The following is a 23,954-nucleotide window of genomic DNA, read 5'->3' on the forward strand; positions in this document are numbered from 1 at the left end:
TCCGAAACTTTTGTTTCGGAGTTTTTTTATTGCCCAAAATTAGTCAGCGCTCAATAAAAAACGGACCTTTCGGTCCGCTGCAAATATCAAATGTCAAACGAGGAATCCCACGGCGAGAACGATAATCCCGAGGACGATTCGGTACCAGCCGAAGGCCTTGAAATCGTGGGTTTTGATGTACTGCATCAGGAATTTGATGGCCAGCACCGAGACAACGAAGGAAACGATCATCCCGACAGCGAGGACCGCGCCCTGGTCGCCGGTGAAATGGTGGAAGTGGCGCAGCTTCAGCAGCGAGCCGCCGAACATCGCCGGGATCGCCAGGAAGAACGTAAATTCTGCGGCCGAGGTGCGGGAGATCCCGATCATCAGCGCCCCGATGATCGTCGCACCGGAGCGGGACGTGCCGGGGAAGAGGGCCGCGATTAACTGGAAGATCCCGATGATGATTGCGTCCTTGTAGGTGAAATCGTCGACGCTGTAAACCCGGGCCTTTTTGGTCGCGTTGTGGTTTTCGACGACGATGAACAGAATCCCGAATAGGATCAGCATCACGGCGATGGACGTCGGGTTGTAGAAATGGGCTTCGAAGAAATCGTCGAAGGGGCCGCCGATGACCGCCGCCGGAATTGTCGCGATGATGACCTTGAGCCACATTTTCAGGATGTTGTGGTCCCAGCCGATTTTGCCGACCCGATCTTTGGTGGTGCGGATGCGGCGGATCGGCCACAGCCGCTTCCAGTACAGCAGCACGACCGCCAGAATTGCGCCGAGCTGAATGACGACCATGTACATCGAAATAAAGCTCTTCGGTTCGTTCAAATTCATAAAGGATTGAAAGAGATACAGGTGGCCCGTACTGGAAATCGGCAGCCATTCGGTAATCCCTTCCACAATGCCGAAAATAATCGATTTGATAATGTTGAGCATACAAATTCCTTTCTCGCGTATGATGAATTATTGCGTGGATAAAATTCAAAGTTTTACGCTGGATTGTGTTATGATGAGGATGATTATATCACAGAAATCCGCGTGGAAAAGCGCAGATTGCCATATTTTAGATAAAATTTAGAAAGGGTTTTGGAGAAAAAGAAATGAAAATGAACCGCAGTACAAAGACTCATCAGCTGCCGAGGACGGCCGTCTTCGCGCTGGCCATCGGGGTCGTCGCGGCGATGGTCGCCGCAGCGGAAATCCTGGGGATTGAGGACATCATCTTTCCGGAGGCCGCGGCACTGACCATCGGCTTCTGGACCGCGCCAGTCTGTCCGTGGCGCGTCGGCGCCAAGCAGGGGGCGGCCATGATGGTGACCGCCGGGCTTTTGGGTTACGGGATTTCGGCGTGGCTGCCCGCGCCGCTGATGGTCAAGATCGCGGTGGGCTACGCCTGCGGCGCGGCGCTGATCGTCGTCAGTCATTCGAGTCTCTATCCGGTGTTTTCCGCCGTGATGCTTCCGGTGATCCTCGGCGTCGACACGCCGGTGTACTGCCTTGCGGTCGCCGTCCTCGCGGCGGTCATTCTGCTGCCGGCGGGCGCGATGCACGGCGATGCTGACGCGGTCCAGACCAAACGGGACGACGCCCTTCCGGTGCGCGCTCAGGTATGCCGTTTCGGGCTGCTCCTCGTCTTTGTGCTGGTGCTGGCGGCCCTCGGCTGGCAGTTGAACCGGCTGATGCTTATCGCCCCGCCGTTAATCGTCGGGGCGGCCGGTGTCGTCGACAACCCGAAGCCGATTCCGCTGATGACCCTCGTCAAAATTTTGATCCTCTGCGCCGCCGCGGCCGTGTTCGGCTCCGGGTGCCGCCTCGTGCTCACCGAAACGATGGGCTTCGCGGCCGCTGTCTCCGCGGCGGCTGCCTTCGCGCTACTGCTCCTGCTCGCGTGGCGGTGGGGCCTGTGGTTTCCGCCGGCAGGTGCCGTGACCCTGCTGGCCTATTTGATGCCGGCCGCGCGGCTGTCCGCCTACGCGCTCTGGATTCTTTTCGGCGGCGCCGCCCTCGGCGCCTCGGCGGTCGCGGTGCGCCTGCTCACAAAAAAACAGACGGACAAGCCGCTGCGCTTTTGAGCGGGTCCGTCTGTTAGATAAATTTGCAGAAACTATTTGAGCTGCTCAAGGCCCGAGAGCGCCGCGCCGTAGGCGCCGACGATTTCGGGCTCTTCGACGATTTTCAGCTTGAGGCCGAGCTGTTCCTCGAGCACAGTCACCATGCCCGGGTTCTTGGCGACGCCGCCGGTCATCATCACGTCCTCTTCGATGCCGACTCGGCGCAGCAGCGAGATCGCGCGCCCGGCGATAGCCACGTGAACGCCGTGGGCGATGTCCTCCGGCTCCTTGTTTTCGGCGATCAGCGAGATGACCTCGGATTCGGCGAAGACGGTGCACATGCTGGAGATGCGGATGTCCTCCTTGGATCTCAAGGACAGCTGCCCCAATTCCTCGAGGGAGACGTCTAGGGTGTGGGCCATCATTTCGAGGAAGCGGCCCGTCCCAGCCGCGCATTTGTCGTTCATCACGAAATCGACGACGTCACCGGCCTCGTTTAGGCGGATCGCCTTACTGTCTTGGCCGCCGATGTCGAGGATCGTGCGCACCGCCGGATCGAAGGCGTGGGCGCCCTTGCCGTGGCAGGTGATTTCGGTCAGGTCCGCGTCGGCGAAGGGCAGGTGATCCCGGCCGTAGCCGGTGGAGACGATCCGCGAGAGGTCCTCCCGCTTGAGCTTCGCCTTGTCGAGCACTTGGTTCATCGCCTTTTCGGCCGACAAAATGGATTTCGCACCGGTGCGGACGATGTCCCAGGCGACGAGCTGCCCGCTGCCGTCGATGACGACGGCGTTGGTCGAGGTCGAGCCGCTGTCGATGCCGAGGACGTAGGGCGCCTGGTGATGGGCGGCCGGAACGATTTTTACCGCCTCCGGCTGTGTTTCGGCTGAGACTGCCGCCTCGTCAGCCGGTCGGGCTTTATTCGCTGAAATTTCTTCGATGAAGGCTTCGATCCGGGTCTTGATCTGGCCGCTGGACTGCCGTGTCAAATCGGTTTCGAGATTTAACACCGGCACGTGGAAGGAATCGAGCTTTTTCAAGGCGGCCGCTTCGTAGTGGTACTGGTCGCAGAATTTGACCGTGTGGTAAATCAGCCCGTCGAGCTTGTCCTCAAAGTCGTCGAGCATGTTCAGGCGGTCCTCCGCGCCGGCCATGCGCATGCACGGGAACTGGGCGAGCAGCTGTTCGCAGTAGTCCTCGAGCCGGCCGATGGCGTTGGGGTCGAAGAGCCGGGCCAGATGGTTGCAGGTCACGTTAAATAAAATCCGCGCGCCGTGGGCGTGGAGGGTGTCGATCAGGGACTGGCTGCACCGGGCGCCGATCAGGCCGACGTTGACCTTTGCGTCAGCGGGCTCTTCTCCCCGAAGCTCGGCCGGATGGGCCTTGAGATAGGCCTTCAGCGGGCGGATCATCCCGTCGCTGTAAAAGGCGCGGCCGGTGTGTTCGCTGTAGGCCGAGACCATCGCGCTGACGTTTTTCGTGAAGAGCTTCACGGCTTCGGGCGTCACCTTCCGCGGCAGATCGAGCAGGTAGATGAACTTGTCGGGGTAGGTGGCCTTCAGCGCGTCGTAGAGCCGGCGGCCCGAATCGCAGCAGGAGGTGACGATCATGCCCTCGACGTCGTCCCGTTTGTTCACCAGGTCGGCGAACATTTCAAGCACCCCTTTGACGTAGGCGCAGACGTTGGGGTGGAGGATCGCCTCCGCCCGGTTGAACTGGACGACCTCCGGCTCCATCAATTCCATGTCCACATCGATGGATTCAAACAATTCGATGGGCGTGTATTTACAGATATAAGCTAACATGTGGTTCTCTCTTTATCATCACAGCATTTCCAGAAACGCTTCGAGCCGGGTCTTGATTTGACCCTCCGGGCTGTTGCGCGGGTCGATGCCGTCGCCGTCCAAAATCAGGTAGGGGATGTTCGCGTCGGCAAGCGCCTTTTTCATCAGGTTCGCGGCGCCGGCCATCTGCTTGCAGCCCCAGTGGTTGAAGGAGATGACGCCGTCGGCGCCGGTCTCGCGGATCAGGCGGCGTTCCGCCTCGATGCGGCGGTCGAGGGGCCCGACGAAGATGTTGTCGATCATCTTTTCCGCCAGCGCTTCCAGGGGCCGTTCGAGATCCAGCGGCTTGTTGTAGTCGAGGTTCATGTCCGTGGCCTGAATCTGGTACTTCCGGCTCAAATTGAAGGCGTGCTTCAGCGCCGGTTCGTAGAAGGGCAGCACGTGGAGCCAGAAAATCCGCTTGCCGGAGAACACCGGCCGGGACGCCGCGTCAGCCTCGAGTCGTTTGAAGAAATCGAGGGCCTCGGGGCTCCCGATGATCAGGTGAGACGCGTAGAGGACGAACATCTGCAGCGTCAGCGTCGACGGGTAGTAGCGCGAGCGCGTCAGCTCGATGAAATGGCGGTAGGCCTCAAAGGACTGGTTTTCCCGGTCGAGGGTGTCTCGGAGCTTGTCGAGATCGAAGCCTTGATGGTTCAAATCCTCGAGCTGAGCGATCCAGTCGTTGAGCTGGGTCACGACGTAGGCGACGCTGTCCTTCGACTTTTCGTTGGGGATGTCGAGGAGGGTCGTCGGGATATGTCTCGAATCGGCGGTGTAGCGGAAGGTCAGGAGGTTCGCGTCGCAGACGATTGACGTCGTCACCGCGCATTTCGGCATCGGGATTAAGCCCGCGTCCACCGCCCCGATGAAGGCCTTGTGGTACGAGCAGAGGGTCGGCGCGATGCCTTCGGCCTCGGCCTGGTCGATGCACCAGTCCTCGATCGTGAAGCCCGAGAGAAACGAGCCCATCATTTCGATCGAGAGACATCTCAAATCGAAATTCTGAAGAATCTCGACCGGCGTGAACAGATTGGTCCAGGCGGCGGATTCCGGGTGCTCCAGGGTGTGGAGCATCCCGTCCAGCGCCAGACAGTTCAAATCCCGGTAGGGCAGTGGGACGTTCTTGTCGCCGAGGTGGCGCTTCGCGAAGCTCTCGAGGCGCAGCCCCAGGCGGATGTAGCGGCCGGCCGCCTTGGGATTGTCCGGCAGTTTATTTTTGATCCATTGACCGTAGCGGTGTACGATATCCATAAAAACTCCTATTCGCAGAAATGCTTTATTTCAATTGTATAATCTTTCAATATTAACGCAGCCACTTCGGCGGCCGGTTGGCCAGAAAGAAGGACGACAGAATCAGCGCGACGCCGATGGCGCCGAGCCAGGTCAGGGTCTCGTGGAGAAAGACCACGCCGAGTACTGTCGCAGTGGCCGGGGTGATGGCGAGGAACAGGCTCGCCCGGTCGGAGGTCGTCCCCGATTGGGCGTAGGGCTGAATCGCGAAGCCGAACACCGAGCAGACTACTGCTAAGTATAACACATTTCCCCAAACATCGCTTGGCGCAGTGAGGGTTGGGGTTTCGGTCAGCAAAGCCGCCCCGATCGAGCAGAGGGCCATCACGGCTACCTGGATCACGCCGAGGGCGATGGCGTCGTCCCGCTTCGAGAGCGTGTCGGTGACGATGACCGACAGCGCGTAGACCACCGTCGTTCCGAGGCACCAGAGGATGCCGGAACTGATGACGATGTGGCCGGTCTGGCCGATGGTGAAGACGACACCGACGAAGGCGACCACCGCCGCGAAAATGTTGGCCCGGGTCGGCCTGTCGTGGAAAAACGCCCAGCTGAGAAAGGGCACGAGCATGATCGCGGAACTTTCGACGAGGGCCGTGGTGGAGCTGGAGGTTTTGGACAGCGCGATGGTTTCGCCGGCCATCACCGCGAAGAAGACGACGCCAAGCACCGCGCCCCGAGCGAGGGTGATCAGCTTTAAACCTCTGAGACGGCGGTTGAAGAGCATCACCAGCAGCACCGCCGCGATGGTGAAACGCACTGCCAGCAGATTGAACACGTCAAAGGCGGTCAGGCAGTGCTTGACCAGCAGGAACGAGGTTGAGCGCGCGAAGATGACCGCCGCGAGCAGCCCTTCGGCGTGGCGCCGGTTGTGGATGTCAAATCGGGTTTTCAAAACGCGATCACCCCGAGGTCGTGGAGCAGCACGTAGAGGCCGATCAAAAACAGAATGACGCCGCCGGCGACTTCCGCCACCCGTCCGAACTTTGCCGAGATGAAATGCCCGATCAAGGTGGCGCCGAAGGAGCACCCAGCGGAGACCGCCGTGATGGTGATGACGGCCACCGGGACGTTGATTTTGATGAAAGCGAAGCTGACACCCGCCGCCAGCGCGTCCACCGAGGTGACGATCGAGAGTAGGATGATTTCCTGGGGTGTGAAGTGTTCAGAAGAGGCCTTGGCCTGGTCAGCGGGGTCTTCGTGGAAGGCGTCCCAGATCATTTTGCCGCCGACGATCGAGAGCAGAATGAAGACCACCCAGTGATCGAAGGACGAGATGAGGTTGAAAAACTGCGAGCCCAGCAGCCAGCCGAGAAAGGACATCAGCCCTTCGGCGCCGCCGTAGGACAGTGCGATCGTGGCGGCCAGCTTGGCGTTGTATTTCGGCATGGCCAGACCCTCGCAGGCAGAGACGGCGCTGGAGTCCATGGCCAATCCGAAGGCCAACAATAAAATACCGATAAAGCCCATATTGCGTTGTGTTCTCCTTTGATGACGCATTGCGTTTATTTAAAGTAGAAAGAGTATATCACAACCGGACGCCCTTCGCAATGAAGGCCGGGAACCGGCAAATCTCCAGGCGGCGGGCGCTTGTTAAAACGCGGGGAATATGGTAGAATATTTTAAAGTTTAACTTATTATTGAAAAGCTCACCGATCACATTATAAAATCAAATGAGATCAGTTTGGATTTGGAGGAAATTATGGCATCCCGGGATCAAAAGCATCAGCTTGAAGAGCTCATAGAGGATTTTAGTTATTTTGACGATCTGCCCTGCGGGGTTGTCATTTTTACAATTGAAAAAGGACGGGAACTGGTGCCCGTATACCGCAACACCTGGTACCGCCGCCTTTTCGGCTACAAAAGCCAGAAACAGGCCGCGCTGAAGGACAACGTCTTCTCGAAAATATACGAGCCGGACCGCAAAAACGTCATCCGCTGCCTGCGCCAGAGCGCTGAAGGCATCAGCGGCGAAATGACGGCCCGCCTCGTCTTTGAAGATCAGGTCATGCTGCAGGCCCACCTGCGGATTTGGTGCGTCCAGCGGCAGTACGAATACCCGAAGGTCGGCATGATGATCACCGGCTCGGACAACGAAGAAGAAGTCGACCCGACGACGGTCACCTTCAATCAGAATTACCGCAACATCGCGCGCTACGAAGCGACTTCGAGCTTCGACTACGACGTCGAGCAGGACCGTTTCTTTTTCATTGTGCGGGACGAAAACGGCGGAGTGAAAGAAAAGGTGATCGACAATTATCTCGAAAACCTGCGCAACCACAAGATGGTTCACATCAGCACCGTGCGCGAGTACGAAAAGGCTCTGATATCCCGGACGGCGACCGAGGTCGATTTTCTCGGCCTGCGCAAGGACGGGGAGTACGAATGGCGCCGGGCGACGTGTACGCCGACGACCATCAGCGTCCACGGTGCCGTGAGCCCGCACACCATCGGCCACATCGAACCGGTGGCCTCGAGCCCGACTGCGCCGCGCCGCGCCCACATGGATTTGGTCACCGGCCTGCAGGACCGCCCGTCGACGATGATGACCATCAATTGGATTCTCGAGGCCAGAGAAGAAAGCCAGCGCGTCTTCGCCCTGGTCTGCCTCAACGGCCTGTCTGAAATCGACCGCGTCTGCGGCGAAAAGGTCGGCGACAAGATGCTCCACCGCCTCGGCTTCGTCCTCTCGACGTCGCTGATGGTGCAGGACGTGATCGGCCGCTACTCCGGCGCCTACTTCGCGCTGTTCATCCGCCACGCCAAAAGCGGCGAGCAGATCGCCCAGATCGTCGAAAACGCCCGCACCGAAATGGAAATCGAACGGGCGAAATACCCGAACTGTCCGGAAATCGGCCTGTCCTTCGGTCAGGCGGTCATGCCCGACGACGGGACGACCCTCGAGGAGGCGGAAGCCGTCGCCAACGCCCGTCTCGACGAGAAAATCGCCCAATGGGACGCCGCTCATCCAAAGGCCTAACGCATTCTACGACAGCCAGTGTCCACTGGCTGTTTTTTCTTGAGAAAGGGATACCATGGCACACACCAACACATTGATTGTCGGCCCCCACACGTCCATCGCGAAGGGCTACCTCGCCGCGCTGAAGGACGCCTGCGCTATTGGCGCATCGACCTTTCAGTTCTTCACCCGCAATCCTCGGGGCGGCGCCGCCCGCGCCCTCGATCCCGAGGAGATCGCCGCCTTTTCAAAGGGGCTGGCCGACCACCACTTCGGGCCCCTTTTGGCCCACGCGCCCTACACGATGAACATGGCCTCGAAGACGGAAAAGACCCGGGCATTCGCGGCCGAAACCTTCGCCGACGATCTCTCGCGCATGGCCCAGCTGCCCTGCGCCCTTTACAACTTCCACCCCGGCAGCCACACCGGCCAGGGCGCGGCGGTGGGCATCGACGAAATTGTCGACATTCTCAACGGCGCGATGACCCATGAGCAGACGACGACGGTGCTCCTGGAGACCATGTCGGGCAAGGGAACGGAAATCGGCCGCAGCTTCGAGGAGCTCGCCGACATCATCGCCCGGGTCGAGGTGCCCGAGCACATGGGCGTCTGCCTCGACACCTGCCACGTCTATTCCGCCGGCTACGATATCGTGCACGACCTCGACGGGGTGCTGAAGCATTTCGACGACGTCGTCGGCCTCGACCGGCTGAAGGCGGTGCACCTCAACGACAGCAAGACCGAATTTGGCAGCCACAAGGACCGCCACGAAAAGCTCGGCGCCGGCAGCATCGGCTGGGACGCCGTGGGCCGCATCGTGACTCACCCGGCGCTGAGGGACCTGCCCTTTTTCCTGGAGACGCCCCAGTCCAATTACACCGGCTACCGCAGCGAAATTGAGCGGCTGCGCCAGTTTGCGGCCGAATCCTAATTGGCTGTGTGTTTGTAAAAAATATAAAAGAAAAAAGTGAGATGAATTCTATGGAAAGCAAGCCACACACTTCAACCCTCGCCCAGACGGCGACGCACGTGTCGATTGTGTCGATTGTCGTGAATATTGCCCTTTCGCTGATGAAGCTTTTTGCCGGGATCGTCGCCCACTCCGGCGCGATGATCTCCGACGCCATCCACTCGGCCTCGGACGTGTTTTCGACGATCATCGTCATCGTCGGCGTGCGCATTTCCTCGAAGAAGGAAGATAAAGAGCACCCCTACGGCCACGACCGGATGGAATGCGTCGCCTCGCTGATTCTGGCCGGGCTCCTCGCCGTGACCGGTTTTTTGATCGGCAAAAGCGGCGTTCAGACCATCGCCTCGGGCAAGGCCATCGCGGTGCCGGGCGTCCTCGCCCTGGTGTCGGCCGTGGTGTCCATCGCCGTCAAGGAATGGATGTACCACTACACAATCCGCGCGGCCAAACGGGTCAATTCCGGCGCTTTGAAGGCCGACGCCTGGCACCACCGCAGCGACGCCCTGTCCTCGGTCGGGGCGTTGATCGGGATCGCCGGTGCCCGCCTCGGGCTGCCCATTCTCGACCCGCTGGCCGAAATAATCATCGCGCTGATGGTCATCAAGGTCGGCTTCGACATCGGGAAGGACAGCATCAATAAAATGGTGGACCGCTCGGTCGACGAAAAGACCCTGGCGGCGATCTTGAGGGTCGCCGAACATCACCCGGGAGTCGTCCGGGTCGACGACCTGCGCAGCCGGACCTTCGGCTCGAATTTCTACATCGATCTGGAAATCGCCGTGGACCACACCCTGGACATCCAGCGGGCCCACGCCATCGCCGAGACGCTGCACAACGTCCTCGAGGAACGCTACCCGAACCTGAAGCACTGCATGATCCACGTCAATCCCGACGTCGATCTGTCCGACGCCACCAAAGCGGAGCTGCAGCAGCAGGCCGAAGCCCAGGACGGCGTAAAAAAGTCTTAAAGGCAGTTCCCCGCGGTTGAGCGCCGTCCTGCTGCGTGGTATAATGAATCGTTAAGTTCACAACAATAAATAGAAACGAGAAAAATATGGAAAACAAGAACCAAAAGCACCGCGTGCCGGGCGCCTTTGAGCTGCCGAATTGGGCGCTGCGCCTCATTTACGTCGCGGCGATCGCCTCGGTGGTCTTCGCACTTTACATGATGGGCCGGCTCCACGGCTTTGCGGTGCGCAACCACTACGCGGGCACGGCCAACTCCGGCAGCGAGGTGACAGTCAAGGCGTCGAAGGCGACGAAGGTCAAGACGCCGTCCGTCGATTCCGACCACATCACCTACACGTCCAAGGCGCCGTCCCACGTCGGCTGTGAGACCATCGCGGCGCTGGTGCTGGACCACAGCGAGGTGGACGTCAATTATTCCCTGCGCCAGCATTATTACATGAAGCCCGTGAACGGGCAGTACCGCTACATGACCGATTCGGAGACCTACAGCGTACCCTCCCGCTACGAGTACTACGTGAGCAAAAAGCTGGCCAAGGCGATGGACACCAAGGTGAAGACAGTGAAGAACCACTACACCTGGGTCATGCTCCCCAATCACAAGGGCAAAACCTACGACGGGGAACGCTACGGCTTCAACATCTATTGGGTCAATCGGAAAATCACCACCGACGACGTTCACAAGACCTTCGCCGCGGTGCGCTACAACACCAAAAACAAGACCTACACCAAGGGGACGATCTCAGCTAGAATGGTGCGTCAGACCGACGCGTCGATCATCCCAGATACCTTTGTGGCGAAATAAGCTTCGCCTGGATTTTAAATTTCAAAACGATAAGGAAACAAAGGAGAAGACATGCAGTTTCCAAGAAAATTACAGCTGGCGACTGATCTCTATCAGCTCAGCATGGGCAATGTGTATTTAAACGACGGCAAGGCCGGCGAAACCGCCGTGTTTGACGCGTTCATCCGGCGCAATCCGTTCAACGGCGGCTACACCGTCGCGGCCGGTCTCGAACAGATGATCGACTACATCAATGGGCTGGCCTTCACCGACGAAGACATCGCCCAGCTGCATCACTACCACCCGGAATTCACCGACGCCTTTCTCGATTACATGCGTCATTTCAAATTCTCGGGCGAAATTTACGCGGTGCCGGAAGGGACGATCATCTTCCCACACGAACCGATCGTGCGGGTCAAGGCACCCTTGATCGAGGCGCAGCTCGTCGAAACGACCCTTCTCGCGATCATGAATCACCAGACGCTGATCGCGACCAAAGCCTCCCGCATCGTCGAGGAAGCCGGGGACGGCCCGGTCATGGAATTCGGCCTGCGCCGCGCCCACGGCACGGAAGCCGGCTATTTCGGCGCCCGCGCGGCGGTGATCGGCGGCTGCGCCGGCACGTCGGTGGTTGAAACCGAACCGATGCTCCACCGCGCGTCGATGGGGACAATGTCCCACTCCTTCGTGCTCAGTTACGACACCGAACGGGAGGCTTTTGAAAAATTCTGCGATTACAACCCGGACAACGCGGTGCTCCTCGTCGACACCTACAACACGCTGGAAAGCGGCGTGCCCAACGCGATCGAGGTGTTCGGTGAATACAAGGCCGCCGGGAAAATCACCGGCAATTACGGCATCCGCATCGACTCGGGGGACTTGGCCTATTTGACCTCTGAAGCGCGCAAAATGCTCGACGACGCCGGCTTCACCGACGCGAAAATCGTCGCCTCCTCGGATCTCGACGAGTATTTGATCCGCGACCTCAAGTCCCAGGGCGCGAAGATCGACTCCTGGGGCATCGGCACGAAGCTGATCACGGCCTTCGATTCGCCGTCCCTCGGCGGAGTCTACAAAATGGCGGAAATCAACGGCAAGCCGAAGATGAAGATCTCCGACGACCCGGGCAAGATCACTAACCCGGGCACGAAGAAAATCGTCCGGTTCTACTCCCGGGACAACGGCATGGCCATGGCCGACCAGCTCTACCTCGAAGACGAAGTGGTCGACGACACGAAGCCGCTGCGCATCTTCCACCCGATCCACACCTGGAAGCAGATGACTCTGAGAAACTTTAAAGCCAAGGAACTGCTGGTGCCGATTTTCGTGGACGGGAAATGCGTCTACGACAAGCCGTCCATCGACGAGATCCGCGAACACCTGCGGGAAGAAAAACGCACGCTGTGGCCGACCTACAAGCGCATGGTCAACCCCCACGTGTACCACGTCGACCTGTCCCGCAAGCTGTGGGATTTGAAACAGGATCTGCTCGACGAAGCCGACGTCGATCTGACCGAGACCGAACCGCCCTTTGAAGACCCGAAAAAACGCAACGTCGACAGAAAAGCGTCGAAATAAGACGCGTCATTTTAACGTTTAATTATAGAAAACACACACCAAACAGGAAAGGAGTACGACTATGCCAGAAACGAAACCCCATAACGACCAGCCTATTCCTGAAAAGGACACCCAGATTTTCGATTTGAATACCGACGATACCGCCGAAGCGATGGCGGTCTGCGGCGACATCATCCGAAAGGGCGGCACCGTCGTCTTCCCGACGGAAACGGTCTACGGCCTCGGCGCCAACGCCCTGGACCCGGCTGCGGTTGAACAGATTTACGCGGCGAAGGGCCGCCCTGGCGACAATCCGCTGATCGTCCACATTTACGATTTGGCCCAGCTCGACGACCTCGTCGAAGCGGTGCCGGACAAGGCGAAGCGCCTCGCCGGCGCCTTCTGGCCCGGGCCGCTGACGATGATCATGAAGCGCTCGGACCGCATTCCCGACACCGTCACCGCCGGACTCGACACTGTCGGCATCCGCTACCCGAGCCACCCGATGGCGAACGCCTTTTTGAAGGCCGCGGACCGGCCGGTGGCCGCGCCCTCGGCCAATATCTCCGGCCGGCCGAGTCCGACCAAGGGGGAACACGTCCTCGAGGACATGCTGGGCAAGGTGGACGCCATACTCGTCGGCGACGAATCCGACGTCGGCCTCGAATCCACCGTCATCGACATGACGACGACCCCGCCGACGGTGTACCGCCCGGGCGGCGTCACCGTCGACGACATCCGCCGCGTGATCGGCGACGTGAAGGTCTCACCCGGCGCGATCAAGCCGGTGGAACTCAAGGAAGTGCGCTCGCCGGGGATGAAATACCGCCACTACGCCCCAAAGGGGCGAATGGTCATCGCTCAGGGGAACCTCGACGAAATGGTCGCCAAGATCAACGAGGGGATCGGGAAGCTCCACGGCGACCAGAAGGGCGCGATTCTCGCCACCGACGAAACCATCGACCGCTACCACAAGGGCCTGATTCTGTCCCTGGGCAGCCGGAAGGATCCGGCGGGCATGTCCCACAAGCTGTTCGACTGCCTGCGGGCCTTTGACGACCTCGGCGCCACCGACATTTTCGCGGAGGATATTCCGGTGACAGACGACACCCTCGCGCTGATCAACCGGCTCTACAAGGCGGCCGGCTACACGTTTATTTAATTTCTTAAATCAATTCTTAAACCTTCGGCAGATGCCGGAGGTTTTTTTGTGTAATTTTTTGCCCTGTACTTGCACTATGTATGAAATCGGTTTATACTGAAATTATCAATTGGTCAGACCAATAAAAATAGGGGGTTTTACAATGAATTTTAAAATACCGTGTGGCCAGCAGAAGCTGGACTTGACCCTGCCTGATGAACAGGTTGTCGGCGTATTGGAATCGAACATCGGCACGATGAAGGCGACCGGAACCGAAGATGAAATCGTTCAGGCCGCGATGGCGAAGCCTTACGGCGGCACCACCCTGGCGGAACTGGCGAAGGGCAAAAAGACCTGCACGATTATCTGCTCGGATCATACCCGTCCAGTGCCGAGTAAGCATATCATTCCGTTTATGCTCAAGGAATTAAGAGAAGGGAACCCGGATATCGACATCACCCTACTGATCGCGACGGGCTTCCACCGTCTGTCAGTTGAAAAGGAAATGCGCGCGAAATTCGGCGACGCCATCGTCGACAGCGAAAAGATCGTCGTTCACGATTCAGCTAACGCAGAATCCAATGTGAAGATCGGCGTGCTGCCGTCGGGTGCGGACTGCATCATCGACAAGGTCGCGGCGAACGCGGATCTGCTCGTCTCCGAAGGCTTCATTGAACCGCATTTCTTCGCTGGTTTTTCGGGCGGGCGCAAGAGCGTGCTGCCAGGGGTCTGTGACCGCAAGACCGTGATGGGCAACCACTGCTCGAAATTCATCGACAGCCCGTACGCGAGAACGGGTATTCTCGAAGGCAACCCGCTGCACAAGGATATGGTCGCGGCGGCGAAGATGGCGAAACTGGCCTACATCGTCAACGTGGTCATCGACGAAGACAAGAAGGTCGTCGCGGCCTTTGCCGGCGATCCTTTTGAAGCCCACAAATCCGGCTGCGAATTCCTGTCTGGCTACTGCCAGGTCAAGGCGGTGCCGGCGGATATTTCGATCACCAGCAACGGCGGTGCCCCGCTGGATCAGAACATGTATCAGTGCGTCAAGGGGATGACCGCGGCTGAAGCGACGACAAAAGAAGGCGGCGTCATCATCATCTGCGCTGAATGTGCCGACGGCACCGGCGGCGACGGCTTCTACAACGCGCTGAAGAACTGCGAAAGCCCGCAGGCCCTGATGGATCAAATCCTGAAAGTGCCGCAGGACGAAACCCAGCCAGACCAGTGGGAATATCAGATTCAGTCCCGTATTCTGATCCATCACCCGGTCATTTACGTCAGCCGTCCAGAAATGAAGCAGACCATCGAAGAAATGAAGATGATGTACGCGGCGACTTTGGACGAAGCAGTCGCAAAGGCAAAAGAAATCAGAGGCGAAGACGCGACCTTTACGGTCATCCCGAACGGGATTTCTGTCATCGTCCGCGCATAATACGCATCACAAAATTCCGGCTTCGGCCGGAATTTTTTTGTGTAATTTTTTTCGCTCTGATGCGCCCCGCCCAGCCGTGCTATAATAAAAGAAAACCCAATCGCAATGGAGGAGAGTATGACTTTAACAACCCGGGCATTCGCGTGCCCATCTAAATACGTTCAGGGCCCCGGCGAAATCGAAAATCTCGCCAAATGGTGCGCCGATCTGGAAACGACGCGGGCCTTCGCCGTGATCACCCCGTCCTTTGTGGACAAGCTGACCCCGATGCTGACCCAGACCTTTGAGGCCGAAGGGCTGATGATCACCTGCGAAGCCTTCGGCGGGCAGACGACCCGGACCGAGCTCGACCGCCTGGCGGCGCTGGCGGGCGAAGCGGACGCCGACGTGGTGATCGGCATCGGCGGCGGCAAGGCGATGGACGCCGGGAAGTACGCCGGGATTCAAACCGGCGCGGCGATTGTGACCGTCCCGACCATCGCCTCGACTGACGCCCCGACCTCGGCGCTGTCGGCAACGTACACCGAAAGCGGCGAACACGCCGGATCAATCTACTATAAACGCAATCCGGATCTCGTGCTCGTCGATTCCCAGATCATCCTCGACGCGCCGGCGAAATACCTGGCCTTCGGGATGGGCGACGCGCTGTCGACTTATTTCGAAGCGAAGGCTCACGTGGATTCCGACACGAAGAACCGCGTCCGCGCCGGGTACAAGACGCCGCTGGCCGCAATGGCGCTGTCAGAACTGTGCTACACGACCCTGATGGCCGAAGGCCGCCAGGCCCTCGCCGACGTGAAGAACCACGAGTTGACCGAAGCCGTGGAGGACATCATCGAAGTCAACACCCTGCTCTCCGGGATCGGCGTCGAATCCGCCGGGTGCGCCGGCGCCCACTCCCTCAACAGCGGCTTTTCCGCGCTGCCCGAATGCCAGCACGCGAGCCACGGGGAAATCGTCGCCTTCGGCACCATCTGCGAGCTCGTCCTCGAAAACTACGACCAGGCGACCCTGGAATCCGTCCTTTCGTTCAATCAGGACGTCGGCCTGCCGCTGACTTTGTCGGATATCGGCATTTCGCGGGACAACACCGCCAGCCTGCAGCAGGTCGCCGAAAAGGCCATGACTACCAAGCACATCGCCGCCGTCCCGGTCGAAACCAGCCCGGACATCCTCGTCGACGCGATCCTCAAGGCCGACCAGATCGGGACCGACTGGAAAGCAAGCCACCAATAAATATTACCTGGGAAATAATTTCGAAAATCATTTCAATCACAAAAAGCGTATCTGCGGGGGCAGGTGCGCTTTATTTGCGTTCAGATTGGATATCAGCGGGTGGCCATTTTAGAAAATGTAGCCAATGGCTACAAAATCTAAAATGAACCTTGACATCGGCCGATCTTTCATCTATTTTAGAAAATAGTACCAATGGCCACAAAATCTAAAATGGAGTCGATCATGATTATTCAACGCGATTTGTATTTGAAGCGTCTGATTTCACGCATTGGCAATGGGATGATCAAAGTCATCACCGGGGTGCGCCGATGCGGGAAGTCGTTTCTGCTCTTTGAGCTGTTTTACCATTATCTGCTCGAGCACGGCACGCCAGCGGATCATATTATTACCCTCGCCCTCGACGATATCGAAAACGAGGCCTACCGCGATCCACATGCGCTGTACGCTTATTTAAAGGAGCGGATTCAATCTTCCTCGGCACATTATTTTGTCTTTCTCGATGAAATTCAGCTCGCGATCTCAAAAGAAGAACTCAAACAGTCTGACACGGATGTTGCGCTTTACGGCGTATTTAACGGACTGCTCCGCAGGCGGAACGTCGACGTCTATGTGACCGGAAGCAACTCAAAGCTGCTCGCGACGGACGTGCTGACGACGTTCCGAGGCAGAGGCGACCAAATCCACGTTTTGCCGTTGTCCTTTTCCGAATACTTTCCGGCGGCGGGGCTTTCCAAGCCGGACGCGTGGACGGCTTATTTGCAGTACGGCGGACTGCCGCACATCTTGTCGTTAAACAGCGATGAACAGAAAATGCAGTATCTGACGACTTTGAATCAAGAAATTTATTTCAAGGATATTCAGGAACGCTACGGCGTGACCAATCTGGATGGCATGGAAGAACTTATGCGGGTCATCGCGTCGTCGGTCGGCTCGCTGTCGAATCCGCAGCGGATCTCCAATACGTTTGCCAGTGCCGGTATGAAAGGTATCTCTCTCCCGACGATTCAGGCGTATCTGTCTTATTTGAAGGACGCGGGTTTGATTTCGGAGGCTGAGCGCTACGATGTGAAAGGGCGGAAATACATTTCAACGCCGGTGAAGTACTATTACACTGACACCGGCTTAAGAAATGCCCTACTTGGCTTTCGGCAATTTGAGCAGACGCATTTGATGGAAAATGTGATTTACAACGAATTGCGCTACCGCGGCTTTTCGGTCGATGTCGGCGTCGTGCCAGTGCGCGTGATGGAAAACGGTAAACGCGTGACCAAACGGCTTGAGATTGATTTTGTCGCCAATCAGGGGAGCCGGCGTTATTATCTGCAGTCAGCCTACGCGATCCCCGATATGGAGAAAATGAATCAGGAACAGGCATCGCTGATCCATGTTTCGGATTCGTTCAAAAAGATCATTATCACCGGCGATCATGCACCGCTGTGGCGCAACGAACAGGGCGTGACGATTATGTCGATTTACGATTTCCTTTTGAATCCAGATAGTCTGGATTTGTGATTTTAGAAAAAGTGGCCAATGGCTATTAAATCTAAAATGAAATGCTTTTTATACAATAATTTTGGTTCTTCACGAAAAACTGGGGTCAAATAAAAAATAAGTATTGAAAAAGAGCACCATATTCCCCAAAATATAGTCGCTACAACCAAAAGAAGGAGAAGCCGGTGCTCATGTTTAAAATTATCGAAAATTGGTTCAATTGTCAAGGCGTGTCTTTGGAAAATGTGATTTTTAATAAAAATTCTAATTCAACTATTCTTGAATTAAAGAGCACGCGCAGATCAGAGGATTTCAAGTGCCCGGTCTGCGGTGGTCACGTTCACATCCACGCTGCTTTTAAGTCACGTCTCAAAACGATTTTTATACCGGAAAAGCCCGCCTTTATCAAGTTTTCTGGACACCGCTTCCGCTGTAGCGCGTGCGGCGAGACATTTACGGAAAAGACACCGTTTAAATATCCGGGGACGCGTATTACGACCTTTGCAGTGCAGTGGATCAAAGCGCTTTTGAGCAAAGGTCTTTCTATTAGTGCTGCCCAGAAGCTTACCGGCATTCACTGGGATACGATTCGCACCGTTCAGAAAGATGTAATGGACAAGGCGTTGACTGAAAGAAGGCAGGCGCTTCGTGGAAAAGACTACAAGCCAACGTTTTTAGCGGTTGATGAGTTCGCAATCTATAAAGGGCATCGCTACGCGACCTGCGTGATGGATCTTGAAACGGGAGAATTGATCTGGGTTGGCAAAGGCCGGGCGAAAAAGGATTTCGCAAAGTTCTTTGAAGAAGTCAAGCCTTCGTTTCTCTCTGAAGTTAAAGCTGTCGCGATGGACATGAACGCGGCGTATAACGTGCTAGTCGAAGAACATCTTCCAAAAGCGAAGATTGTCTATGACAGGTATCATATGCAGGCGCAGTTTGGACGGGATGTTCTGGGCGTTGTTCGCCTGGAGGAAGCCCGGAAGCATCAGAACAGTTCAAAAGCACTCAAGAGCAGCTTAAACGAAATATCTGATAAAGCAGAGAAGAAAGACATCAAAGAGAAAGCGCAGGCAGAACAGCGTGCTTACAGCAAGTTGAAAAATGCACGCTGGACACTTTTAAGAAACGGTAAGAATCTGAGCACAGAAAGACAGGCAAATCTTGATGAGATTTTAAGCGAACACGAAAGCCTTGCGGTCTGCTACGCTATGAAAGAAGAAATGACCCGACTCTTTGAGCTTAGGGACGAAAAAGCGGCAGAAAATGGCTGGAAACGGTGGTTCGAAGCGGCTAAGGCAAGCGGCATACTGGCGCTTGAAAAGTTTGCCAGACTCAAAGAAAAACGCTTATCTGGTTTAATTGCACACGCCGTATATCCGATCAACACAGGAAAACTTGAGGGGTTTAACAATAAGATCAAAGTGGCCAAACGCATTGGATACGGGTATCGAAATGAGTGTTACTTTTTCACGTTCATTCGTTATCTTTCGTTACCATTTGTTCGGAGTTAATCCCCCCAAGTTTTCGTGAAGAACCAAAGATACTGCTGGTTTTCCTCTATGTCGGCGACCAGCTTGTCACTGCTGAAACCGGCATTACGCGCCTTAGCAATCAGATCACTTGCCGAGTACGCCTCGATACCCAGTTCCTTTTTCACAAGGCCACAGAAGTAGCCTTTGCCGACCGCATGAATGCCACTGATAAAGATCATAGGACCACCTCCTAAGTGTGCTGCATGGTGAAGAAAGATAGATTAAATACAGTATATCAAAATCTTATGTACAATTCAAGAATTCGATGGAAATTTTCTTGCGAACGCTCGATTGAATCTTGATTTTGCATTGGCGAATGTGTATAATAGGTCTATAAGTCTGATTTTGGCGGAAAGCGAGGTAAGCGTCATGGCCATTAGCTATAAGAAATTGTGGAAACTACTGATAGATCGCGATATGAAAAAGAAGGACTTACAGAAGGCTGCCGGTATCAGCTCGGCGTCAATCACAAAACTTGGAAAAAACGAAAATGTAAATACAGAGATTATAGAAAAAATATGTGTTGCCTTGGACTGTGATGTCAGCGACATAATGGAAATGACGAACGAAGAGGCAAAATGAGGAAGGTGGATCGGCATGGGTGAGATTATTGAATACGGAAATCTCAAAAGGCAGAAGAACGCTATCTCCCGGTTGCTCATCTACTGGGCTCGAATACGGGAGTTGTCTTCTCAGCCGGTGTCCATCAGCAAGCCTCTATCGAAAAAGCTGCAGGACGTATCATCGAGGAGCAGGACTATGAGGCTCGCCTCATGCTTTCAAAGCGTGCTCGCACAATATCCGGACAATGTGGTCATCAAGGATATCGATGTGATGTTCAATCCAGCTTATCAGGTCGACGTTTTGAAAATCTTGACCGAGGCCCGGAAAGGCAAACCATACAGCGTTATCTGGCCGGGACGATATGAAAACGGGACGCTTTATTACAGCGAGCAGGGGTACCCGGACTATAAAACATATGAAGTAAAGAACTATGACATCACCTGTGTCATTTAAGGAGGAAACGCCAATATGAAGTATTCAGAGCTAATAAGCTTCAAGCCAATCGAATCGACAATACAGCTTGTCGAGGGTACTAAAACACAAAGCGGAGTCAAGGAACTCGTGCAGACTTACGTCATGTCAGACAGCATGGCGGAGAGCCTGCAGGCTCCTGTCATCGACCAGCTACAGATGGATGAAGTGGTCGATAACAAAGGCGTTTTCATCGTAGGTAACTACGGCACTGGTAAATCACACCTGATGAGCGTGATCTCCGCAGTTGCCAATGACGCAGATAATCTTCAGTACCTGCAGAACCAGAATTTCGCCAAGCGCATGGAACCGGTCGCAGGAAAGTTCGAGATTCTGCGTCTGGAAATCGGCGGTGTCACCATGACGCTTTATGACATTCTCTTCGACTACATAGAGGAGGATTTCCAGCACCGCGGCATTGATTTCAAGAAGCCAGACTACTCTACAGTCCGCGATAACAAGAAGGTCATCCGTCAGATGATGGAAGCCTTCAATGCAAAGTATACGGACAAGGGATATCTGATCGTCGTCGATGAGTTCCTTGCCTACCTGACTTCCAGAGACGAGCGCCAGCTGGTTCTCGACCTGGAAGTGCTGCGTGCGTTTGGAGAGATGTGCTCCAAGAGCAACCTCCGGATCATCCTCGGCATTCAGGAGAAGATCTTCGACAATCCGAAGTTCAGTTTTGTGTCCGAAACGCTGAAGCATGTCAGCGACCGCTTCACGCAGATGGAAATCACAAAGGAAGATACGGAGTACGTTGTTTCAGAAAGAATCCTGAAGAAGAATCCTGAGCAGAAGGCGCTGATCCGCAATCACCTCGAGAAGTTCTCCAGCCTTTACAGTGGGATGTCTACGCGCATGGATGAATTCGTAGATCTGTTTCCGATTCATCCAGCATATATTGATGTGTTCAACAAGGTCTACCTCGTAGAGAACCGGCACATCCTGAAGAACATCTCCAAGGTTATCCGTGACATTTTTGATAAAGACGTGCCGGAAGATGCACCAGGAATCTATTCCTTCGACACCTATTGGCCTGCGATCAAGGGAAATGGGCTTCTGAAAAGTGACGTCACAATCAGCAAGGTCGTGAATGCCAGCACACAACTGGAGGAGATCATTAACCGATCCTTCCCACACAAGGTCTATAAGCCGATGGCAATTCAGATCATCTATGCGCTCAGTGTGCACCGGCTGACGACGAACGGCCTCGACGTTCAGTTTGGACTCACGGCCGAAAACCTCAAGGATGATCTTTGCCTGTATCTGGATTCTATGCCGGAAAACGACGCGGACTTCCTTCTCGGAGTTGTCAACACGACGCTCAAGGACATTATGACAACCGTCTCAGGGCAGTTCATCATTCACAACGACGCGAATAACCAGTACTACATAGATGTCGATAAGATCGTCGATTATGATGAAAAGATCAACCAGAAGGCATCGTTGTTGGCCCCGGCGGAGCTGAACCGGTACTTCTATACTGTTGTCTATAACTGCCTCGAATGGGATGCAAAGGAATATGTTACAAATTTCAAGATCTATGAGTACGACCTGAACTGGAACAGCCACAACATATTCCGAGAAGGATATCTCTTCATGGGACTTCCGGGAGAACGCAGCACGGCCCAGCCGGAGCGGGACTTTTATATTCATATTATGCCGCCGTATGACAATGACAATGTGGATATTGCAAATCTCCCAGATGAGGTCTACTTTTTCTTCCGCTCTTCGGATGAGTTCAAGAAGAACCTGGAGCTTTATGCAGCTGCCAATCAACTGGCAGAAATTAGCGAAGGCAAGGATAAAGAAGCCTATCTAAACAAGGCCAAAATGTTCAATCGCCAGCTCGTAAAGTATCTGAGTGATAATAAGAACACCTGTTTCAACGTGACATATAAGGCACAGATGCGGCAGCTGATCGAAGTTCTGAAAGGCAAATATCGCCCAGATCTGACGTTCAAAGACACCATCGATCTTGCGGCATCTATCTGCCTTGATGAGTATTTTAACGGCAAGTATCCAAACTACCCGATCATGAAGACCAGAGTCACCAGAAAGAACATGGCTGCACTGGCACGGGATTCCTTTGATTATTTTGCTGGTCGGAAGACGCAGCAGGCACGAATGATGTTGGAGAGCTTTGGCGTACTCGAGGACGACAAGATTAAGCCAGAAAACTCAAAGTATGCAAGATATTATATCGATCTTCTGCAGAAGCTTCCGCCACAAGGTGTACTGAACTATACAGACCTGTTTGAAGAACAGTTCATGGGAGTGTATATAGACAAGCAATTTAAGATCAGCTTCCTTTTCACGCCGATCATTTTTCTGTCGCTTGTTTACGCAGGATATGCCGTGATTACGCTGAACAGTGGCAAGACAATCACAGCGTCTAATCTGGATGAGATTCCAAATACCAATGCTCTCGATCTGTACGAGTTCAAATACATCTCTCGTCCAGCAAAGATGGCGTTGGCTGAGCTCAAGAAGATGTTCGAAGTTCTCGGACTGAATCCGGCACTTCTTGATCTTCCGAAGGATAGGGACAACGGAGTGAAGCAACTGATCCAGGCCGCGCAGAATCTCTGCAATGATGCCGTTCTTGGAAGCCGAAAACTTTCCGATGGTTTCGAACTTTGGGGAGAACCACTTGCGGATTCACAGATGAAAGCAAAAATGCAGAGCGCCTGTGACAAGGTGAAAACTGAGTTCAGCAACTACCAGGCGAAATACAATACTTTCGCAAAGCTGAACAACTTCCGCCACACAATCGATGAGATTCAGGAAATCGAAAAGCAGATCTGGACAATGCGCCGCATTCCGGAATATCTGGATTTCAAGAACGAATGTGGAGACCTTGTCGGCTATATTGCCAGCGTTCAGAATTTTGATATCGAAGAACTTAAAACGTCCATCGAAGATGCACGCACAGCTTTCCGTACGGCCAGAGACAGCATCGCAGAAGGAACTTCTGGAACAGATGCAGCTAGAGCAGTAAAGGATGCGCTGGAACCGGTTCAGCAGAAGTACATCGATCTTTACTATGACGCACATTCAAAGAAGCGTCTTGGCATTGAGGAAGCGCAGCGGAAAGGCAAAATTCAGGAAAGCCTTGCGCTCAAGAACCTTCGCAAGCTGCATAGCATTACGATACTACCGGGAGCGAAGCTGTCTGACCTTGAAACCTCGATGGCGAACATTAAGGTTTGCTACGAGCTGACACCTACTGAGCTCAAGAAGAATCCAATCTGCCCGCACTGCCATTTCGATATGAGCAGCCATGAGAGAAATGTGCATGGACTTCTGGATCAGATTGATGACGGCATTGACGAACTGACGCGCGAATGGACAAAGAAGCTGCTGGAGACCGTCACCGATCCGCTGGTGCTGGCGCAGAAGCAGTATCTGAACGATGACCAGCAAAAGGTTATTGATGACTTCGTGAATTCAAAGGAACTGCCGAAACGGGTGGATAATTTCTTTGTCGATAGCATCACCGCGCTTCTGAAGGGATTTGAGCCGGTGGTCATCAACGCGGAAACACTGGTTGAGAAACTCGAACAGCTGCAGCCACTCAGTGAAGAGAACTTCCGTAAGAAGCTGAAGGACATCATCGCTTCGTATACAAAGGGCAAGGATGAAAGCAAACTGCGCATCGTCGTAAAGCGTAAGGAGAATTAA

General features: G+C 55.1%; 20 protein-coding genes. 14 read left to right on the forward strand and 6 right to left on the reverse strand.

The features are described 5' to 3' along the window. Positions 1-93 precede the first annotated feature (93 nt). Complete coding sequence (locus tag QZX60_RS06335) at positions 94-936, reverse strand: undecaprenyl-diphosphate phosphatase (RefSeq protein ID WP_295362647.1); 843 nt, start codon at positions 934-936, stop codon at positions 94-96. Positions 937-1,100: 164 nt separating this feature from the next. On the opposite strand from QZX60_RS06335, the gene QZX60_RS06340 reads away from it, so the two are divergent. Next, positions 1,101-2,066, forward strand: a complete 966-nt coding sequence (locus tag QZX60_RS06340) for a hypothetical protein (protein ID WP_295362540.1) — start codon at positions 1,101-1,103, stop codon at positions 2,064-2,066. 32 nt (positions 2,067-2,098) lie between these two features. Here QZX60_RS06340 and QZX60_RS06345 read toward each other — a convergent pair whose 3' ends face one another. From QZX60_RS06345 to QZX60_RS06360, 4 genes are read right to left on the reverse strand one after another with little or no spacing between them, the layout of a single operon-like run. Beyond that, positions 2,099-3,847, reverse strand: a complete 1,749-nt coding sequence (locus QZX60_RS06345; RefSeq protein WP_295362543.1) for an acyl-CoA dehydratase activase — start codon at positions 3,845-3,847, stop codon at positions 2,099-2,101. 18 nt (positions 3,848-3,865) lie between these two features. Further along, positions 3,866-5,119, reverse strand: coding sequence for a 2-hydroxyacyl-CoA dehydratase subunit D (locus tag QZX60_RS06350; RefSeq protein WP_295362546.1), 1,254 nt, complete (start codon positions 5,117-5,119; stop codon positions 3,866-3,868). Positions 5,120-5,171: 52 nt separating this feature from the next. Beyond that, entirely contained in the window at positions 5,172-6,053 is an 882-nt protein-coding gene (locus QZX60_RS06355; protein WP_295362548.1) for a DMT family transporter, read from the reverse strand. Continuing rightward, positions 6,050-6,628 carry a manganese efflux pump MntP family protein gene (locus QZX60_RS06360; RefSeq protein WP_295362550.1) on the reverse strand — a complete coding sequence of 193 codons (579 nt, stop codon included), beginning with the start codon at positions 6,626-6,628 and terminating at the stop codon, positions 6,050-6,052. The genes QZX60_RS06355 and QZX60_RS06360 overlap by 4 nt, the downstream gene beginning before the upstream one ends. 232 nt (positions 6,629-6,860) lie before the next feature. Here QZX60_RS06360 and QZX60_RS06365 point away from each other — a divergent pair, with 232 nt between their 5' ends. From QZX60_RS06365 to QZX60_RS06410, 10 genes are all read left to right on the forward strand, one after another. Beyond that, the gene (locus tag QZX60_RS06365) at positions 6,861-8,138 is read left to right on the forward strand and encodes a diguanylate cyclase domain-containing protein (protein WP_295362553.1); all 1,278 of its coding nucleotides are present in this window, start codon (positions 6,861-6,863) and stop codon (positions 8,136-8,138) included. A gap of 55 nt (positions 8,139-8,193) precedes the next feature. After that, a complete protein-coding gene (locus tag QZX60_RS06370) occupies positions 8,194-9,048 on the forward strand; it encodes a deoxyribonuclease IV (RefSeq protein WP_295362556.1) in 855 nt (284 codons plus the stop codon). Positions 9,049-9,098: 50 nt separating this feature from the next. Then, positions 9,099-10,055: a cation diffusion facilitator family transporter gene (locus QZX60_RS06375; protein WP_295362558.1), complete on the forward strand. Its 957-nt coding sequence runs from the start codon at positions 9,099-9,101 to the stop codon at positions 10,053-10,055. A gap of 86 nt (positions 10,056-10,141) precedes the next feature. Then, entirely contained in the window at positions 10,142-10,858 is a 717-nt protein-coding gene (locus QZX60_RS06380) for a hypothetical protein (protein WP_295362561.1), read from the forward strand. Between the two features lie 51 nt (positions 10,859-10,909). Next, positions 10,910-12,415, forward strand: coding sequence for a nicotinate phosphoribosyltransferase (locus QZX60_RS06385; RefSeq protein ID WP_295362564.1), 1,506 nt, complete (start codon positions 10,910-10,912; stop codon positions 12,413-12,415). Positions 12,416-12,476: 61 nt separating this feature from the next. Then, positions 12,477-13,556 carry an L-threonylcarbamoyladenylate synthase gene (locus QZX60_RS06390; RefSeq protein WP_295362566.1) on the forward strand — a complete coding sequence of 360 codons (1,080 nt, stop codon included), beginning with the start codon at positions 12,477-12,479 and terminating at the stop codon, positions 13,554-13,556. Positions 13,557-13,698: 142 nt separating this feature from the next. Then, positions 13,699-14,973, forward strand: a complete 1,275-nt coding sequence (larA, locus tag QZX60_RS06395; protein WP_295362568.1) for a nickel-dependent lactate racemase — start codon at positions 13,699-13,701, stop codon at positions 14,971-14,973. 117 nt (positions 14,974-15,090) lie between these two features. After that, the gene (locus QZX60_RS06400) at positions 15,091-16,209 is read left to right on the forward strand and encodes a glycerol dehydrogenase (RefSeq protein ID WP_295362571.1); all 1,119 of its coding nucleotides are present in this window, start codon (positions 15,091-15,093) and stop codon (positions 16,207-16,209) included. Positions 16,210-16,431: 222 nt separating this feature from the next. Next, the gene (locus tag QZX60_RS06405; RefSeq protein WP_295362573.1) at positions 16,432-17,721 is read left to right on the forward strand and encodes an ATP-binding protein; all 1,290 of its coding nucleotides are present in this window, start codon (positions 16,432-16,434) and stop codon (positions 17,719-17,721) included. 170 nt (positions 17,722-17,891) lie between these two features. Then, positions 17,892-19,211 (forward strand): ISL3 family transposase, encoded by a 1,320-nt coding sequence (locus QZX60_RS06410; protein WP_295362576.1) that lies wholly within the window; start codon positions 17,892-17,894, stop codon positions 19,209-19,211. Here the strand turns inward: QZX60_RS06410 and QZX60_RS06415 are convergent. After that, positions 19,208-19,411 (reverse strand): hypothetical protein, encoded by a 204-nt coding sequence (locus QZX60_RS06415; protein WP_295362579.1) that lies wholly within the window; start codon positions 19,409-19,411, stop codon positions 19,208-19,210. The two genes, QZX60_RS06410 and QZX60_RS06415, sit on opposite strands and share 4 nt — an antisense overlap. 190 nt (positions 19,412-19,601) lie before the next feature. Between QZX60_RS06415 and QZX60_RS06420 the strand changes: the two genes are divergently transcribed. From QZX60_RS06420 to QZX60_RS06430, 3 genes are read left to right on the forward strand one after another with little or no spacing between them, the layout of a single operon-like run. Beyond that, the gene (locus QZX60_RS06420) at positions 19,602-19,814 is read left to right on the forward strand and encodes a helix-turn-helix transcriptional regulator (RefSeq protein ID WP_295362650.1); all 213 of its coding nucleotides are present in this window, start codon (positions 19,602-19,604) and stop codon (positions 19,812-19,814) included. 15 nt (positions 19,815-19,829) lie between these two features. Then, entirely contained in the window at positions 19,830-20,249 is a 420-nt protein-coding gene (gene brxF, locus QZX60_RS06425) for a BREX-3 system P-loop-containing protein BrxF (protein WP_295362582.1), read from the forward strand. A gap of 15 nt (positions 20,250-20,264) precedes the next feature. Further along, positions 20,265-23,954 (forward strand): DUF6079 family protein, encoded by a 3,690-nt coding sequence (locus tag QZX60_RS06430; protein ID WP_295362585.1) that lies wholly within the window; start codon positions 20,265-20,267, stop codon positions 23,952-23,954.

The organism is uncultured Pseudoramibacter sp., assembly GCF_903789625.1.
Classification (GTDB): Bacteria; Bacillota; Clostridia; order Eubacteriales; family Eubacteriaceae; genus Pseudoramibacter; species Pseudoramibacter fermentans.